This window comes from Yersinia frederiksenii ATCC 33641 (assembly GCF_000754805.1).
GTDB classification, from domain to species: domain Bacteria; phylum Pseudomonadota; class Gammaproteobacteria; order Enterobacterales; family Enterobacteriaceae; genus Yersinia; species Yersinia frederiksenii.
Map to the genome: position 1 here is coordinate 3149264 of NZ_KN150731.1, position 17809 is coordinate 3167072.

Below are 17809 nucleotides of genomic sequence, written 5' to 3' on the forward strand. Positions count from 1 at the left end.
AGGCATAAACATACCATGTTGTCATTTAATAAAGTTTCAGCCCATTACGGCAAAATTCAGGCTTTGCATCAAGTTAGCCTACATATTCAACAGGGTGAGATTGTTACGCTAATTGGCGCCAATGGCGCGGGTAAAACCACCTTGTTGGGGACATTGTGTGGTGAACCTCGAGCCACCGAGGGCAGCATTGTTTTTGGTGAGCAAGATATTACCGACTGGCAAACTGCGCGCATTATGCGTGAGGCGATTGCGATTGTGCCTGAAGGGCGTCGGGTCTTCTCCCGTATGACTGTTGAAGAGAATCTGGCAATGGGCGGCTTCTTTGCCGATCGCCAGCAATATCAACAACGTATCGAGCGGGTTTACGACTTGTTCCCAAGGCTATTTGAACGGCGTGTTCAACGGGCGGGGACTATGTCTGGTGGTGAGCAACAAATGTTGGCGATTGGTCGTGCGCTGATGAGCCAGCCTAAATTATTGTTGCTGGATGAGCCGTCACTAGGGCTGGCACCGATTATTATTCTGCAAATATTCGATACTATTCAACAATTAAGAGAAGAAGGCATGACTATCTTCTTGGTTGAACAGAATGCTAATCAGGCACTCAAACTGGCTGATCGTGGTTATGTACTCGAGAATGGCCGTATTGTGCTGGAAGACACCGGTGCTGCCTTGCTGGCGAATGAGGCAGTGCGCTCAGCTTATTTGGGCGGTTAAGTCCCATAGATGATTTTTTAAGGCCCACTGGTGGGCCTTATTCTATTATTTAATTAGTTTTAAGCTTCAGGAGTGATAGTAAAAGTCAGCGTATCGCTGTAGCTTCCTTTATCCATGGAATTGGTACGGTAAAGGGATATCTCGGGCGACCAGCACATTTCTTCGTCACTCGTGTAATTATCCGCTTTTAACTGAATAAACTTTTTCTCTTTTGGCAATACAAAATTTTTACTGGGGTCCTCATTTCTTAATCTTACATTATAGTTAATCAGGTTATTGCCTTCTTTTTCTTTTAATTGAAAATATTGACCACTATTATCTAATGTATTTATATTGCTGGCACTGATCATATAATTATTATTTTGTGTTCCCATCGCGCGATAGTTTATACAGAAGCGATTTGTTGATTCATTTTCCAATGGGATATGTAAGCCTGTAATATCGTCAGTGGTTCTTTCTAACAAATGGTCAAGATCGACAGATTTTAACTGCCATACTGCGGAAGATAACCGGAATTTAGGCGCTACTTTAAAAGCGGCTGGTGCGATATTAGCCTGAGGGTCAAAATCTTTACATGCCTTACCATATGGGCCAAAAGATACCCCTTTTGATGCAAATAGCGAGTATGCCGATGGTCGCGGCTTCTTATCTACATCATCAATATAATCATCGTTAACAAAACTTAACTCGCCTCCAACAGTGGCACCGATTCGGATAGATTTAAGCACATTGGGATTAACTGTAAATGACACATCATAGCTTTTATGTCTATTATTAAATGTCTTGTGGCTATTAAACTTAATCTCTTTAATATTATCATTAGAACTATCCAGTATCGCGCCATTGAGCGAAATGTTATTTAGATCCTTAACACCAATATTGACATTGGGTGAACCATCAGCATGGTAGAAATAGAGTGATAGTAGGATGTAGTATCTATCTAAGTCAATATATGTTGCTTCGTCACGCGGGAGACCGGTTAATCTTGCCCATGATTTTTGATGTGGAGAATCCTGGACAAATAGGTTATTTACCAAATCTACCTTAAAAGAGACGCTGACGCTGTTGTCATCTAATAGTTTTACTGAACAATTGGAGTAGTTTTGAACAAAGTTGTTGTAAAAAAGGGGAGCAGCGATAGCTGTGGGTTGCAGCATTAATAGCATTAACCCCATCAATAATTGTTTATATTTTATGTTCACTTAGTCTCTCTCCATGACTGTTAGCTATTTGTTTCAAAGATTAATGTCAGCTGTCCGTGATACTTCCCTGTGTTATTTGGCTCACTGGGTGCCAGAGCTGAAATACGCAATACATAGTCAGTACTGACCAGGCTGGATGTACCTTTATCCACCATAAATGTTTCCGGAGTTGCCGTTAATTTCTGCAAGGTAGTGCGATTTCTGCCCCAATAGACTTGAGCCGGTGAGAATGTCAGTTCGGGATCGCCAACGTTATTAGCCTGACGAGTGAGTATTAGCGGATTCTTAACTGAGACTCGAAATCCCGTTTGATTGCGTAGTTTTACTGTGACAGGCACTTCAGATTGATAAATATTGGGATCATCTCGGCTGTTATCCAGTTTGATACTGTCATACCAGCCACCTTGTGGTCTTTCAACCTCAATTCTGGGTTGTGCGGTTACCTCTAATTTGACGTCAATATTCCCAAGTTGAACTGGGGTTCCAGCAGAATTGACCTGCCATGGAATAAATAATGAGATAGCCAGTATTTTTATAATGTTCATAACGTTCCTTAATGTTTAACCCGTAGAGCACTGTAAGCTGAAGAATTTATCCTCAACGATTCCCTGTAGATTGCTGACGGTTAGTTGCCGGTATTTCTCGGGATAAAGATTAAAATTTTCTATTTCCCCCTGTTGGGTCTTCAACTGTTGCCAATGCAGGCGAGTATTACCGATATTTTGTAATTTCAATTTTCCGTCAATACAGTGGTGTACCCATTGGGGATATGATGATGCGGGGAGGTGCCTGACCAATCCCATATAACTTAGCTGTACAGCGACAACCCCACCATGGCCTCCTCCTACCTGTAGGTTCTTTTCTGGCATGACTGATAATCGATATATTTGCTCTTTATCTGGGGCTTGCAGTGCTTTAAGTAATATTCTTCCGCTCTGCTTTGGGCCGAGAGTGAGTTTGGATGGTACGGCAAATAATGATGGTTGCAGCTGCTCTCCAACTGAGATTAATGACTCTTGGTCCGGCGGTACCCCAGGGTTATTAATCTGATACAACTGAACCGTGATGTACTCAGTAACTGAGCTGTGGTTGATAACATTCACAACGGCACTGGCCTGTTGTATTTCCAACACATGGGGTTGTATATCTATTGCTGCGAAAGCATTCAGTGGCAGCCAGCTAGCTGCAACGAAGAGTAAAGGTTTCATTGTCAGCCTGCCCGCTAAGTTGTTTGACTGATAAGGTGATGGGAGTGCCCGGATACAAATTCAGGCTATCTGCAAGCGTGGTGTTATTTGATGATTTCAGTTGTGTAAACTTACTGTGGACGCTACCTGTAGATCTGAGAGTTATGCCATCAGGCATGCATTGATGTTGCCAATGGTGATTATGTACTGCGGCTGGAGGGACATGGTGGATAAGTACGCCATAGCCAACACTGATAGCAATGGGTGTGTGGATCTTGCTTTTATCTCCGTCACCCACGGCTTTGATATCGACTACGGGGTCAATATACAAACGGTATAGGGTTTCTTGTTGAGGGGACTTTAATGGCAGCAACTTTATATCGCGTTTTTGCTTTGGCCCTAATGTGATGCGGTTAGGATTAAAAATCATTTCAGGTTGAGCGATATCACTGATCAGCGTTTTTTTCTCTGGGGTCATCCCCGGGTTCTCAACCTGCTGTAGAGAGATATTCAAATACAATGGTGTATCACCGCTATTAGAGACTTGTACGGTGTGGTGTTGGTCCATAGCTTCAACCGTAGTGCGGATAGGTATCGCCATTAACTGCCCATAAGTTGCAGTGGTCGAGGCTAATAGTAATGCGATGCTTGTAAGTAATTTATTATATTTCATAGTTATTTCCGTCGGTATTAATTGGAGTGACAAAGGTAAATATGGTTACGCTGCTGCTGCATATCGCAGTGATAACGGACCGAGCCATTTTGGACCGTAATACTTTTCAATATGACGTCAGAATTAATGGCAAAGAGCCCATTAGGGTGAACGTTATCGCCAGTTTCCTTAATTGTTCCACTAACCGGTTGTCCCTGTGAGTCTTTAAGAAAACCGTTGTAAAGAATGTCTAGCGTAATATCAGCTTCACTAACAAAAACTTGACCTGGGTGGGCACGCACAATATTGACCGGTAGCTGAATATTTATATCCAGGTCACTGCGATTATTATGTGTACGAACAAAGAAACGGTCTTGATAGCGAGGAATGGGGATCGCGTAGAGGCCACTACCGGTTATCGGGTTCCCTTCTGCGTTGAAGCTGTAGGGAGTACCTGATAATTCTGGTGTCTTGATCAGTAATGCTGAGCCACTATAACTACTGCGCCCTAGAGCTATCCCCTGTGGGCTGATGGCTAACATGCCGTTATAGTTGATACCGCCATTAGCTATCTTGTTATCTACCCCCATTCGGGCTGAAATATCTCCACGACTGCCGCTACGTTGGGCAAAAGTACCGATGCCATTAGATTTCCCACTGGTGCTGCCACTGATACCCAAAGAACTGGTGCCATGGTTATCGGTAAATTCTTTTTGATAATTAGCACTGGTGCTTAGTTGTTGTCGGGTATAGGCGCTGTTGATGCTGGCGCTACTTTGGCGCAGTGATAGTGTGGTATTAATAAAAACCCCGTAGTTGTTTTGGCTGTGCCATTGCCCACCTTTTTGTGCACCAACGGATAGATTTAGGCCAAATTTCGGCCGGTGCCAGTGCCAACTGCTTTGGATACGGTGCTGCTGGTTATTTTTATATTGATTGAATTGATAGCTAAGTTGGGTCGGCCCAAATCGACGGCTATAAGAAGCTGAAGTACTACCGGAATTTGGTGCGTATATTGATATATCTGGCGTTTGATAGCGGGCGACAGATAGATATCCTACCGTAGAATTGCCGCCATTTAGGCGCAGATAACCGCCACTGCGTTTCTCGCCAGACATCACACCTAAAGTTGGGGTGATATTTAGAGAGGATAAACCTAATGGATGCGATATGTTCCCTTCGGCCGCCCAGTGGCGGGCATTATCGACCAGCAGCGAGATATTGGTTTGAATGTTTTGTATGGCCATGCTGCGGCCAAATTGTGCCAGATGGTAAGGATTACTTTTATCTTGTATCGCACTTTTACCCATGGTTAGGAACCAGCCATGATTAGTTTGTGTGCCGATATTACTGATGGTTTGACTTTCCTGACTAACAACGCGACCAGTATGGTCCACTAAGCGAATATCAATATTGTAGTAACCACCGGGGAGCCGGTTATAATCAATTTCGTTACGGCCCAATTGTGCGGGAATACGGCGGATCAATTGGTTATCACGGTAGATTTCATAATCACCATCAACAGTGGCATATAACACTAAGCTGCCCGCCGAGGGCTTATCTAGCGCTAAATAGCTCTGGCTACCTAAGGTGATAAATTGGTCTAACGCTGGATTGATCAGGGTATGAATACTACCCGCGCTGTTATCGAGATTATTTTGTTTACCCGCGCGTAAATAGAGGGCTTGAAAGTTTTTTTGTAAGTACCAACTGCCCATCCCGATTTGAGTTTGCTGCTGGAATTGTGATTGGCCTGCGAACGGGTAATGGTTCTTGGTGCGAACGCTATTATAAAACCACTGTACAAAACCATAAGATTGCAGGGGTAGCCCAAGATAACCCTGCCCACGGGCAGACATGGCACTGTAGTTTCTTGCGGTCATACGTACGTCAAAAGATTGGTTATGCACGAGTCCCCAAGTGGTAACCGGCATCAAATAGCGGCTATTATTATTGGTGATAGTGACAACGTTATTCACCTTATCCAACATGACGCGATGGTTTGACAAAATATAGTCGCAGCCATTTTCACATTGTGAATAAGGAATTTGAGGTAAAATCTGTTCTAATAATGTTATTGAAGACTCATCAATGTGGTTATTACGGTATTGCTGCTGGTCGAAGCTTAATTCATTCTTACTTTCTGAGAAAAATATTGGGCCAGGTAATGTTTTACCATCGAATATACCAAGTAATTGCAGTGTCCTATGCTCGTCAATAGCTGAAAAACCCGCAGGAACTAAATGCTCTATAGTTATATTTTTTGCATGTATTGAATTGGATGTTTGTAGTAATATAATAAATAAGAGTGCCGGCCTGGCTATTATAGTGTTTTCCATTGAATTATATTCCACTATTAATGATTTAATTTTTACAGAGGCATGTTTCCCCGACGAATATATTTTTGTGTTAATGGTTTTCATTAAACCACTGTGTTATATATTGAGGTCAAAGGGTAATACAGTCAGGAAGTTAGCCTCCTGACTGTATAGATTAATTTAACTGGTATGTACTATGTGTGGTTAAACTCCAGCCTCAATACTAAGCTTTAGAGTTCCAGAGTAAACTTCACCTGATGCAGCATCGTCTGGTTGTTTCGCTGTTATACTTAGATCAGCCTTGAATGCAGAAGCAATTAATTCAAAATCTTTAACTTGATTGAGAGTTAATACTTCGTCCCCAAGTTTCACCTCTACGCCACTAAACACTTTGCTAGTATCATCTTTTTCTGCCAGAACAAGCGCCTCATTGACTACAACATTAACCTTATTTCCTGTGTTGCTTGTTATTTTAATCGGCTGTACCAGTGTGTGCTTTTTGTCAATAGCATCATAACCTAAAGTTAATGAACTAATATCGACATCTTTATCATCTGTCAAGCTCATCACACCATTAATTGTTACTGAAACGGGGATTTCTTTTTCCATTGGGGCAGCATAAGCAGCCATGCTACCGACTAATGTTGCCATAGTTATAATAGATAATAGAGTCTTTTTCATCGTAGATACCTAATAGTCCTTTGTATAAAATTCTATTCAAAATGAATAGGTGTTATTTCCTCTAACGGTTCTTGTGGGTTATATAATCGACGATAACGAGGGCGTTAATATAGTCTTATTAATATCGTGCTCCCACAAGGCGAAGAGACAGTAACATGTCGGATAAAGGTGGTTCAATAATGATTCAACCAATTTAAGGAAAGAAAATTAAATTGGTGATATTAATTAAATAAATTCCTAATTGATGCTTTAATTTTTATTATATCAGCGGGTAAATATTATTTTATCTATCAATGAATTTAGCGGAAATACTAATTATATTCGTTACTCGCGGTAGTATTAAAGGTTAATTTCGTTTCTATTCTGATTTTCGTGTCACTTTTCTGTCATGTGAAGGTTATATTTCTGTCATGAAATGGTGTCATGTTTGCTTCCGAACAAAAACTGATTTATTTCGCTCACCAGCAGCAATTCATTGAAGTGAGCCATACAGATTTATTCAGGGGCTAGATATGTTTAACAATACTATTCGTAAAACGTCGATTTGTATCGCGCTTACTTTGGCATTCAGTGCCAATGCAATGGCTGTCACTGAGATTCCGTTCTGGCATTCAATGGAAGGGGAGTTAGGTAAAGAGGTCGATTCATTAGCTGATCGTTTTAACCAGTCGCATACCGATTATAAGATTGTACCGGTCTATAAAGGTAACTACGAACAAAGCCTGGCCGCAGGTATTGCTGCTTTCCGTTCAGGAAAAGCCCCTGCTATTTTGCAAGTTTATGAAGTCGGCACTGCAACAATGATGGCCAGTAAAGCTATTAAGCCAGTATTCCAGGTGTTTAAAGACGCGAATATCAATTTCGATGAATCCGTCTTTGTACCAACGGTGGCAGGTTATTACACCGATGCCAAAACTGGGCACTTATTATCACAGCCATTTAATAGCTCCACGCCGGTGCTGTATTACAACAAAGATGCTTTTAAGAAAGCGGGCCTGAACCCTGACCAACCGCCTAAAACCTGGCAAGAACTGGCGGAAGATACCGCTAAGTTACGGGCTGCGGGCTCAAGTTGTGGTTACGCCAGCGGCTGGCAGGGTTGGATTCAAATTGAAAACTTCAGTGCCTGGCATGGTCAACCGATTGCCAGCCGAAATAATGGCTTTGATGGTATCGATGCGGTGCTGGAGTTCAATAAGCCATTGCAAGTTAAGCATATTCAGTTGCTGTCAGAGATGAACAAGAAAGGTGATTTCACCTATTTTGGCCGCAAAGATGAGTCAACTGCCAAGTTCTATAATGGCGATTGTGCCATTACCACCGCCTCTTCAGGCTCACTGGCCGATATTCGTCATTACGCTAAGTTCAACTATGGCGTCGGCATGATGCCTTACGACGCCGATGCCAAAAATGCCCCACAAAACGCCATTATTGGTGGTGCGAGTCTGTGGGTGATGAAGGGGAAAGACAACGATACCTATAAAGGTGTGGCAGAGTTCCTGCAATACCTGGCGCAACCAGAAATTGCTGCGGAATGGCACCAAAAAACCGGCTATCTACCGATTACGACTGCGGCTTACGAGTTGACCAAACAGCAAGGTTTCTATGATAAGAATCCGGGCGCTGATGTCGCCACTCGTCAAATGCTGAATAAACCGCCATTGCCTTATACCAAAGGCTTGCGTTTGGGCAATATGCCACAGATTCGTACCGTGGTTGATGAAGAGCTGGAAGGCGTGTGGACGGGCAAGAAGACACCTCAGGAAGCTTTGGATACCGCAGTGAAGCGGGGTGATGTGTTGCTACGTCGCTTCGAGCAAGCGAATAAATAACGTTATTTGGCTATTTTATTTGCCAGTTTGGGCTTGCGGTCTACGCACCCAAGCTGGCTGCGCCTGTAACGCCAAATAAGTTTTGTGCATTTAGTTCGATAAACGGTTAACTCTATGTCATCTCCCCGTCCCGGTTTCTCCTGTAGTTGGTTGCCTTATCTGTTGGTATTACCCCAACTGGTAATTACTGCGGTTTTCTTCCTCTGGCCTGCTGGTGAAGCACTGTGGTATTCGGTGCAAACACTGGATCCGTTCGGCCTCTCTAGCGAATTTGTTGGGCTGAGTAACTTTATTCAGCTATTTCAGGATGAATACTATTTAGCTTCCTTTTATACCACGCTGATTTTTAGCTCTTTGGTGGCGGGGATCGGTTTGGTTGTATCGCTATTTCTGGCGGCGATGGTGGATTACGTCCTGCGCGGCAGTCGTATCTATCAGACATTAATGATTTTACCTTATGCCGTGGCCCCTGCGGTGGCGGCGGTATTGTGGATTTTTCTGTTCAATCCGGGGCTAGGGTTAATAACCCACTTTCTCGCCACACTGGGTTATACCTGGAACCATGCTCAAAATAGCGGGCAAGCAATGTTTCTGGTGGTGTTGGCTTCTGTGTGGAAGCAAATCAGCTATAACTTCTTATTTTTTCTCGCGGCATTGCAATCCATCCCGCGATCTTTGGTGGAGGCCGCAGCTATTGATGGAGCCGGGCCAGTGCGCCGCTTCTTCAATTTAGTGTTGCCGCTAATTTCCCCGGTGAGCTTTTTCCTGCTGGTGGTGAATTTGGTGTATGCCTTCTTTGATACTTTCCCGGTCATTGATGCAGCGACTGGCGGAGGCCCGGTACAGGCCACCACAACCCTGATTTTTAAAATTTACCGCGAAGGTTTCGCTGGGCTGGACTTATCCAGTTCGGCTGCCCAGTCGGTGGTTTTGATGTTGCTGGTGATTGGCCTGACGGTTATTCAGTTCCGTTTTGTTGAGCGTAAGGTGCGTTACCAATGATTGAGAATCGTCGCGGGCTGGATATTTTCTGTCATGTCATGCTGATTATTGGCGTGCTACTGATCCTATTCCCGCTGTATGTAGCTTTTGTGGCGGCGTCGTTGGATGACTCGCAGGTTTTTCAGGTGCCAATGACCCTGATCCCTGGCCCTCATTTATGGCAGAACATCAGCCATATTTGGCATGCCGGTGTGGGCAATAACAGCGCTCCTTTTGGACTGATGCTGTTTAACAGCTTTGTGATGGCTTTGGCGATTACCATCGGAAAAATCACGGTATCGATGCTGTCGGCCTATGCCATCGTTTATTTCCGTTTTCCGCTGCGAAATCTGTTTTTCTGGCTGATTTTCCTTACTTTGATGTTGCCGGTGGAAGTGAGAATTTTCCCGACTATTCAGGTGATTGCGAACCTGAATATGCTAGACAGCTACACCGGCTTGACGTTGCCACTCATGGCATCCGCCACCGCCACTTTCTTATTCCGCCAATTCTTTATGACTCTGCCGGATGAGTTGTTGGAAGCGGCGCGTATTGATGGCGCTGGTGCGATGCGCTTTTTCTGGGACATCGTTTTGCCGCTGTCAAAAACCAATTTGGCGGCGCTGTTTGTTATCACTTTTATCTATGGTTGGAACCAATATCTCTGGCCAATTCTGATTACCAGCGATGCCTCGATGGGGACGGCGGTAGCAGGGATAAGAAGCATGATTTCCACCTCCGGTGCGCCAACCCAGTGGAATCAGGTGATGGCGGCGATGATCTTGACGTTAATTCCGCCGGTCGCGGTGGTCCTTCTGATGCAGCGCTGGTTTGTACGTGGCCTGGTAGACAGTGAGAAGTAATCTGATATGGCATGTTTAAAGCTTCAGGCAGTCACCAAATCTTATGACGGCGTCACGCCGGTGATTAAACAGATTGATTTAGATGTTGCCGACGGTGAGTTTATCGTCATGGTCGGCCCGTCCGGTTGTGGTAAATCGACACTGCTGCGCATGGTGGCAGGGTTGGAGCGTACCACTAGCGGGGATATCTATATTGATAATCAACGAGTGACCGATTTGGAACCCAAAGACCGTGGTATCGCCATGGTCTTTCAGAATTACGCGCTATATCCCCATATGAGTGTGTTTGACAACATGGCATACGGGCTAAAAATCCGTGGTTTTGGTAAAGAACAGATCCGCCAGCGGGTTGATGAAGCTGCACGTATTTTGGAGCTACAACCGCTACTAAAGCGCAAACCACGCGAGCTTTCTGGTGGTCAGCGTCAGCGTGTTGCTATGGGCCGGGCTATTGTGCGTGAACCGGCGGTGTTCCTGTTTGATGAGCCGCTTTCTAATCTGGATGCCAAGTTGCGGGTGCAGATGCGCCTTGAACTGCAACAACTGCATCGCCGACTGAAAACCACCAGTTTATATGTGACTCATGATCAAGTTGAGGCCATGACGCTAGCCCAGCGGGTGATTGTGATGAACAAAGGCGTGGCGGAGCAAATTGGCACACCGAGTGAGGTTTACAAACAGCCGGCGTCACTGTTTGTCGCCAGTTTTATGGGTTCGCCAGCGATGAACCTATTAGCCGGAACCGTTAGCCCTGATGGACACACCTTTATTTTATCTGATGGAATGGCTTTGCCGTTGGACGTTCCGCGGCCACAATGGGCCTCTCGGCGTTTGACCTTGGGTATCCGTCCAGAGCATATTCAGCAAACCACTTCAGCGCTGGGCGTGCCGATGGCATTATTAACTCTGGAATTACTCGGGGCAGATAATTTAGCGCACGGGCAGTGGGGTGGGCAGAGCATTATTGCTCGGTTATCCCATGAAGAAATGCCCGTGGCGGGCAGTATGCTCTATTTATATTTGCCTTCAGCAGCGCTGCACTTTTTTGATTCAGAAAGCGGATTACGGATGGAATCATGAGTAAAAACTGGCCTTATCCTGCTATTGTTGCCCATCGTGGGGGCGGTTCATTGGCACCAGAAAATACCTTGGCAGCCATTGATGTCGGCGCAAGTCACGGCCATAAGATGATCGAGTTTGACGCCAAGTTGTCGCAAGACGGCCAAATATTTCTCCTTCATGACGATACGCTGGAGCGAACCAGCAATGGCTGGGGTGTGGCTGGGGATTTACCTTGGGAAAAACTGGTTCAGTTGGATGCGGGCGATTGGTACAGCAGCACCTTTCGAGGTGAGCGTTTACCTCTGCTTTCTGAAGTCGCCGCTCGTTGTGCTCAGTACGGCATGGCCGCTAATATTGAAATTAAACCGACCACTGGCACTGAAATCCTCACTGGGCGGGCCATTGCGCTGGCGGCTCGCGCCTTGTGGCAAGGTCAGATGATACCGCCGCTATTGTCGTCTTTCTCGTTTGACGCATTAGCTGCCGCACAGCATGCGGTACCTGAGTTGCCACGTGGCTTATTGTTGGATCAATGGGATGATAACTGGCAGGCGATGACTCGCCAGTTGGATTGTGTTTCTTTGCATATTAACCATAAGCAACTGACGGCAGAGCGGGTGGCATTACTCAAAGCTGCTGGGTTACGTATTTTGGTCTATACCGTCAACCAACCTGCCCGGGCGAAGGAATTGTTAAATTGGGGCGTTGACTGTATCTGTACTGACCGTATAGATTTAATGGGTACAGACTTCTACCTTCGTACTTGAAGTCACCGGGGTGTTCACCGCACTCACTCACCCGAATCACATACTTGAGTATGTTCATCGGGATTTGTTCATTTGCTGCCTACCTGTAACTCCAATGACTTTGGTATAAATAAAACGGAAAACAGAACAGGTCAGCCATTCTTACCGTTACGGGCTGACCTGGCCCAGTTTGACAGGAAGTTAACCATGCCCGCCTTTGTTATTTCGCTTTGGCACCAGATTGTATTGTCTTCACCGCTATTTGTTTTGCTCGCACTGGGGTATTGTTTGGTGCGATTTGGCAAGTGGCCGTCTACCATCACTGATGGTCTAACCCGTTTTGTCTTCTCCCTCGCCTTGCCCGCCATGCTGTTTCGCATGATGTGTGATTTCTCCGAACGCCCTGCGGTGGATGCTCGCCTACTCATTGCTTATTTTGGCAGTTGTCTGGTGGTGTTTGTTATCGGGCGCATTGTGGCTAATCGAGTATTTCATCTGGATGGTGTGTCCGGTTCGGTATTTGCCCTCGGTGGGATTTTTTCCAATAACGTGATGCTGGGGCTGCCTATTGCCACCCTTATGTTAGGCGAAAAAGCGATCCCGGCAGTAGCACTAGTCTTGGTATTTAATGGCCTGATTTTATGGACATTAGTGACTATCTCCGTGGAGTGGGCGCGCAATGGTTCGCCAACTTTAGCCGGTTTTGCCAAAACAGCCCGCAGTGTGCTGACCAATCCGCTGATTATTGGGATTATCTCGGGCACCTTATTCAGTCTAACCGGTTTGCAACTCCCGCAGGTTATCGACCAACCCGTCACTATGTTAGGGCAAATAGCCCCGCCGTTGTCGTTAATCGTGTTGGGAATGGGGCTGGCGGAATATCGTGTGACCGAAGGTTGGCAAATTAGCAGTGCCATCAGTTTTATGAAGTTAATCGTGCAGCCAATGGTGATTTGGGCGCTGGCATGGGCCATGAATCTACCGGCACTGGAAACTCAGGTGGTGGTATTGCTGGGCTCAATGGCAACTGGCGTGAATGTTTATTTGATGTCGCGTCAATTTAATGTGCTGACGGGCCCTGCGGCGGCCAGTTTAGTGATGTCCACGGTGCTTGCGGCTGTAACTACGCCGCTAATTCTGACCATTATTGGTGCCGGGATGTAACTGTGGGTGCGGTGCGCTCCAGTGGATAATGTCGCACTGGGTTGCTGTGCCCAGTTGACTCCAGACAAAACTAGTAAGATTGCGCAAAGATAATGACTTTTTTTCATCGGATGGCCCTCATTCAACCCCTATCTTGGCCGCTATAACATTATTTCAGTCACTTGATTGGTTATTTATTGAACTCATGTAAACCTAGTTCGTGTGAAAACTGTGTTCCGCTTCCGCTACAATGGCACTTTATCACCTCAAAGAGCCAATTTACTGTGTTTTTACTGGTCATTACCACCATCTTATGGGCGTTCTCTTTTAGCCTGATTGGCGAATATCTGGCAGGGCATGTGGATAGCTGGTTCTCTGTGCTGATGCGTGTTGGCTTGGCGGCGCTGGTCTTTTTGCCCTTCTTGCGTTGGCGCAATATCCACTGGCGGGTGATTGTGCTGTATATGATTGTGGGCGCAATTCAGTTAGGCATCATGTACTTGTTCAGCTTCCGCGCATATCTCTATCTGACAGTGCCGGAATTTTTGCTGTTCACTGTGATGACTCCGCTGTATGTCACCTTAATCTATGATTTGTTGCGCCGTCAGCGTCTACGTTGGAGCTATGCCCTAAGTGCATTGCTGGCAGTGGTTGGCGCGGCCATTATTCGTTATGACCATCTGAGCGAACACTTTTGGTGGGGGCTGATGTTGGTTCAGGCGGCAAATATCTGTTTTGCCATTGGCCAAGTGGGGTATAAGCGCTTGATGGAAATTCATCCAATCCCGCAACATGTGGCATTTTCATGGTTCTATGTTGGCGCTTTGATTGTGGCGGTAGTGGCCTGGATTGCCTTTGGCAACCCACAAAAACTGCCAACGACATCGTTGCAATGGGGGGTACTGGTTTGGCTCGGAGTGGGAGCTTCTGCCCTGGGTTACTTCATGTGGAACTATGGTGCGACACAGGTAGATGCCGGCACCTTGGGTATCATGAATAACGTGCATGTTCCGGCAGGGTTACTGGTGAATCTAGCCATTTGGCAAGAGAAGCCCCATTGGCCCAGCTTTATCATTGGGGCAATTGTGATAATGGCTTCGCTATGGGTACACCGGCGTTGGGTCGCTCCGCATTCTTTACAAACGGCAGATGATCGCAAGCGTGTTGCCGGGCCGAACGAATAAAAGCTTCAGTGACCGGTTGGCGCTGTTCCCCATCACGGACAGCAGCGTATAACCGGCTCCATAAACCATTTCCCAGCGTTTTTGTCACCACTAATCCCTGACGTTCGAAGCTTTCTACCACCCAGTGTGGCAGGGCGGCGATACCCATGCGGGCTGATACCATCTGAATCAGCAGTAAGGTGTTATCCACGTTCTTCAATTGGGGATTAATTCCCGCGGGTTGCAGGAAATGTCGCCAGACATCTAATCTTTGGCGCTGTACCGGGTAAATCATTAACACTTCTTGCGCCAAATCTTCTGGCTCAATGCGGGCTTTATTGGCTAAAGGATGGTCTGGAGCCAGTACCAGACGTACTTCGAAATCAAACATAGGTGAATAGTGCAGGCCACTGCGCGGCAAAATGTCTGAGGTGAGCACTAAATCCAGCTCCCCTTGCTGCAATGCCGGTTGCGGATCGAAGGTCACACCTGATTTGAAATCCATCGCCACTTGCGGCCAGTTTTTGTGGAAGCTATCCAGCGCTGGCGTCAGCCATTGAATACAACTATGACACTCAATGGCGATACGCAGGGCAGTTTGGTGCGGTTCGTTGCACGTTTGCAGGGCTTGCTTAATTTGTGGCAGTACCTGTTCTGCCAACTGCAACAGGATTTCACCTTGGGTAGTGAAACGTAGCGGCTGGCTTTTTCGCACAAACAGACGAAAACCCAGACGTTGCTCCAGATCGCTGAATTGATGGGACAAGGCCGATTGGGTCTGATGAAGTTGTGTCGCAGCCGCAGCCAGTGAGCCGGTATTACGCAAAGCTTGCAGGGTGCGTAAGTGTTTCAGTTCGATCATGAGAGTCCTTCACAGTGACAGTGAACAAATTGCGCTTGTGGATTATACAGTACCTGCGGATTATGGATGTGTAAACATCTGGATGGCTAAATGGGAAATAAGACGATGACAATTTTAAATCACACACTGGGTTTTCCGCGTGTAGGTCTGAAACGTGAACTGAAAAAAGCACAAGAAAGTTACTGGGCAGGCAACTCCACGCAAGAAGAATTGCTCAATGTGGGTCGCGAATTGCGCGCTCGCCATTGGCAACAGCAACAGCAAGCTGGCGTTGATTTAGTGCCAGTCGGCGACTTCGCTTGGTATGACCATGTACTGACTACCAGTTTGCTGCTGGGTAATGTTCCAGAGCGTCATCAGAATGCTGATGGTTCTATTGATTTGGATACTCTGTTCCGTATTGGTCGTGGTCGTGCTCCAACCGGTAAACCGGCAGCAGCGGCAGAAATGACCAAATGGTTTAATACTAACTATCACTACATGGTGCCGGAGTTCCAAAAAGGCCAGCAGTTCAAACTGGGTTGGACTCAACTGTTAGATGAAGTGGATGAAGCACTGGCATTAGGCCACAAAATCAAACCGGTACTGCTTGGCCCAGTCACCTATTTGTGGCTGGGTAAAGTTAAAGGTGAGCAGTTCGACCGCCTGTCTTTACTGAAAGATATTCTTCCGGTTTACCAGCAAGTGCTGGCTGAATTAGCAAAACGCGGTATCGAGTGGGTACAAATTGATGAGCCAGCACTGGTGCTGGAGTTACCCGCAGAGTGGTTGGCCGCCTTCCAACCGGCCTATCAGGCGCTGCAAGGTCAAGTCAAATTGTTGCTGACCACCTATTTTGATAGCATCGGCCACAACCTTGACACTATTTGTGCACTGCCGGTGCAAGGCCTGCATGTTGATGTGGTCACGGGTCACGATGACATTGCTACCCTGAATGCCAAACTGCCAAAAGAGTGGCTTTTATCACTGGGTGTTATCAATGGTCGTAACGTATGGCGGGCTGACCTGAGCAACTGGTTCGAACGTCTGCAACCACTGGTTAATGGTCGTCCACTATGGCTGGGTAGCTCTTGTTCTTTATTGCATAGCCCGATTGATTTGAGTGAAGAGACGCGCCTTGATGCGCAAGTGAAAAGCTGGTTTGCCTTTGCCCTGCAGAAATGTAGCGAACTGGCATTGTTGACGCAGGCATTGAATGCGCCAACCGAAGCCAAACTGGCTGAGCTAGCAGCATACAGCGCACCAATTCGTGATCGCCGTGCTTCCAGCCGTGTTCATAATGTACAAGTGGAAAAACGTTTGGCGGCCATTACCGCACAAGATATTGAACGCAAACTACCTTATGAAGAGCGTGCCGCCGCGCAGCGCAAACGCTTTAATTTGCCAGCATGGCCGACCACCACTATCGGCTCATTCCCGCAAACCACTGAGATCCGTGGCCTGCGTTTGGACTTCAAACAAGGCCGCTTGGACGGTAAAAACTACCGCACTGGCATCAGTGAACATATCAAGCAAGCTATCGCAGAGCAGGAACGTTTGGGTCTGGACGTGCTGGTGCATGGTGAAGCTGAACGTAATGACATGGTCGAATACTTTGGCGAACATCTGGACGGTTTTGTCTTTACGCAAAATGGTTGGGTGCAGAGCTATGGTTCGCGCTGTGTTAAGCCGCCGGTCATTATTGGTGACATCAGCCGTCCTGAAGCCATTACTGTTGAATGGGCGAAATATGCGCAATCCCTGACCGACAAACCAGTCAAAGGGATGTTGACCGGGCCGGTTACTATTCTGTGTTGGTCATTCCCACGCGAAGATGTCAGTCGTGAAACCATTGCCAAGCAAATTGCACTGGCACTGCGTGATGAAGTGGAAGACTTGGAGAAAGCCGGTATTGGTATCATCCAGATTGATGAACCAGCCCTGCGTGAAGGTTTACCTCTGCGCCGTGCTGAGTGGCAAGCCTACCTGCAATGGGCGGTTGATGCCTTCAAGTTGAATGCTGCGGTGGCGCAAAACGATACTCAGATCCACACCCATATGTGTTATTGCGAGTTCAATGACATCATGGATTCCATTGCAGCGCTGGATGCTGATGTCATTACCATCGAAACCTCGCGTTCAGATATGGAACTGTTGGAGTCATTTGAAGATTTCGCTTATCCAAATGAGATTGGTCCCGGCGTATATGATATTCACTCGCCGAATGTGCCAAGTGTGGAATGGATTGAAGCTTTACTGCGTAAAGCTGCTCAGCGTATTCCTGCGCAACGTCTGTGGGTTAACCCAGACTGTGGCTTGAAAACTCGCGGTTGGCCGGAAACTCGTCAGGCACTGGCAAACATGGTACTGGCTGCGCAACGTCTGCGTGAAGAACAGATTTAACAAAGAGTTACTCTGTGT

General features: G+C 46.5%; 16 protein-coding genes. 9 read left to right on the forward strand and 7 right to left on the reverse strand.

What is annotated here, in order from left to right; translation table 11 throughout:
- The first annotated feature begins 15 nt into the window (after positions 1-15).
- The gene (gene livF / locus DJ58_RS07835) at positions 16-717 is read left to right on the forward strand and encodes a high-affinity branched-chain amino acid ABC transporter ATP-binding protein LivF (RefSeq protein WP_004710208.1); all 702 of its coding nucleotides are present in this window, start codon (positions 16-18) and stop codon (positions 715-717) included.
- Between the two features lie 59 nt (positions 718-776).
- On the opposite strand, the gene DJ58_RS07830 is transcribed toward livF, so the two are convergent.
- The 6 genes from DJ58_RS07830 to DJ58_RS07805 all read right to left on the reverse strand — a co-directional run bounded on the left by DJ58_RS07830 (position 777) and on the right by DJ58_RS07805 (position 6757).
- Entirely contained in the window at positions 777-1919 is a 1143-nt protein-coding gene (locus tag DJ58_RS07830; protein ID WP_004710209.1) for a hypothetical protein, read from the reverse strand.
- Positions 1920-1939: 20 nt separating this feature from the next.
- On the reverse strand, positions 1940-2464 hold the full coding sequence (locus DJ58_RS07825; RefSeq protein WP_004710211.1) for a hypothetical protein: 525 nt from the start codon (positions 2462-2464) through the stop codon (positions 1940-1942).
- 15 nt (positions 2465-2479) lie between these two features.
- A complete protein-coding gene (locus DJ58_RS07820; RefSeq protein ID WP_032911378.1) occupies positions 2480-3127 on the reverse strand; it encodes a hypothetical protein in 648 nt (215 codons plus the stop codon).
- Complete coding sequence (locus DJ58_RS07815; protein ID WP_004710215.1) at positions 3099-3779, reverse strand: fimbrial biogenesis chaperone; 681 nt, start codon at positions 3777-3779, stop codon at positions 3099-3101. Before DJ58_RS07815 ends, DJ58_RS07820 begins: the two co-directional genes overlap by 29 nt.
- A gap of 17 nt (positions 3780-3796) precedes the next feature.
- A complete protein-coding gene (locus tag DJ58_RS07810) occupies positions 3797-6097 on the reverse strand; it encodes a TcfC E-set like domain-containing protein (RefSeq protein WP_172460451.1) in 2301 nt (766 codons plus the stop codon).
- A gap of 183 nt (positions 6098-6280) precedes the next feature.
- Entirely contained in the window at positions 6281-6757 is a 477-nt protein-coding gene (locus tag DJ58_RS07805) for a CS1 type fimbrial major subunit (protein ID WP_032911379.1), read from the reverse strand.
- Between the two features lie 512 nt (positions 6758-7269).
- Between DJ58_RS07805 and ugpB the strand changes: the two genes are divergently transcribed.
- From ugpB to DJ58_RS07770, 7 genes are all read left to right on the forward strand, one after another.
- The gene (gene ugpB / locus DJ58_RS07800) at positions 7270-8589 is read left to right on the forward strand and encodes a sn-glycerol-3-phosphate ABC transporter substrate-binding protein UgpB (protein WP_004710220.1); all 1320 of its coding nucleotides are present in this window, start codon (positions 7270-7272) and stop codon (positions 8587-8589) included.
- A gap of 114 nt (positions 8590-8703) precedes the next feature.
- Complete coding sequence (gene ugpA / locus DJ58_RS07795; protein WP_032913258.1) at positions 8704-9591, forward strand: sn-glycerol-3-phosphate ABC transporter permease UgpA; 888 nt, start codon at positions 8704-8706, stop codon at positions 9589-9591.
- Positions 9588-10433 (forward strand): sn-glycerol-3-phosphate ABC transporter permease UgpE, encoded by an 846-nt coding sequence (ugpE, locus tag DJ58_RS07790; RefSeq protein WP_032912014.1) that lies wholly within the window; start codon positions 9588-9590, stop codon positions 10431-10433. Before ugpA ends, ugpE begins: the two co-directional genes overlap by 4 nt.
- 6 nt (positions 10434-10439) lie before the next feature.
- Positions 10440-11513 (forward strand): sn-glycerol-3-phosphate import ATP-binding protein UgpC, encoded by a 1074-nt coding sequence (locus DJ58_RS07785; RefSeq protein ID WP_004712369.1) that lies wholly within the window; start codon positions 10440-10442, stop codon positions 11511-11513.
- On the forward strand, positions 11510-12262 hold the full coding sequence (gene ugpQ, locus DJ58_RS07780; protein WP_032912015.1) for a glycerophosphodiester phosphodiesterase: 753 nt from the start codon (positions 11510-11512) through the stop codon (positions 12260-12262). Before DJ58_RS07785 ends, ugpQ begins: the two co-directional genes overlap by 4 nt.
- A 186-nt stretch (positions 12263-12448) precedes the next feature.
- Positions 12449-13405, forward strand: a complete 957-nt coding sequence (locus tag DJ58_RS07775) for an AEC family transporter (RefSeq protein ID WP_004712371.1) — start codon at positions 12449-12451, stop codon at positions 13403-13405.
- Positions 13406-13668: 263 nt separating this feature from the next.
- A complete protein-coding gene (locus DJ58_RS07770) occupies positions 13669-14568 on the forward strand; it encodes a carboxylate/amino acid/amine transporter (protein WP_004712372.1) in 900 nt (299 codons plus the stop codon).
- Here the strand turns inward: DJ58_RS07770 and metR are convergent.
- Positions 14456-15409 carry an HTH-type transcriptional regulator MetR gene (gene metR / locus DJ58_RS07765; protein ID WP_032912016.1) on the reverse strand — a complete coding sequence of 318 codons (954 nt, stop codon included), beginning with the start codon at positions 15407-15409 and terminating at the stop codon, positions 14456-14458. The two genes, DJ58_RS07770 and metR, sit on opposite strands and share 113 nt — an antisense overlap.
- A 105-nt stretch (positions 15410-15514) precedes the next feature.
- On the opposite strand from metR, the gene metE reads away from it, so the two are divergent.
- Complete coding sequence (gene metE, locus DJ58_RS07760; RefSeq protein ID WP_080544684.1) at positions 15515-17791, forward strand: 5-methyltetrahydropteroyltriglutamate--homocysteine S-methyltransferase; 2277 nt, start codon at positions 15515-15517, stop codon at positions 17789-17791.
- The last annotated feature ends 18 nt before the right edge of the window (positions 17792-17809 follow it).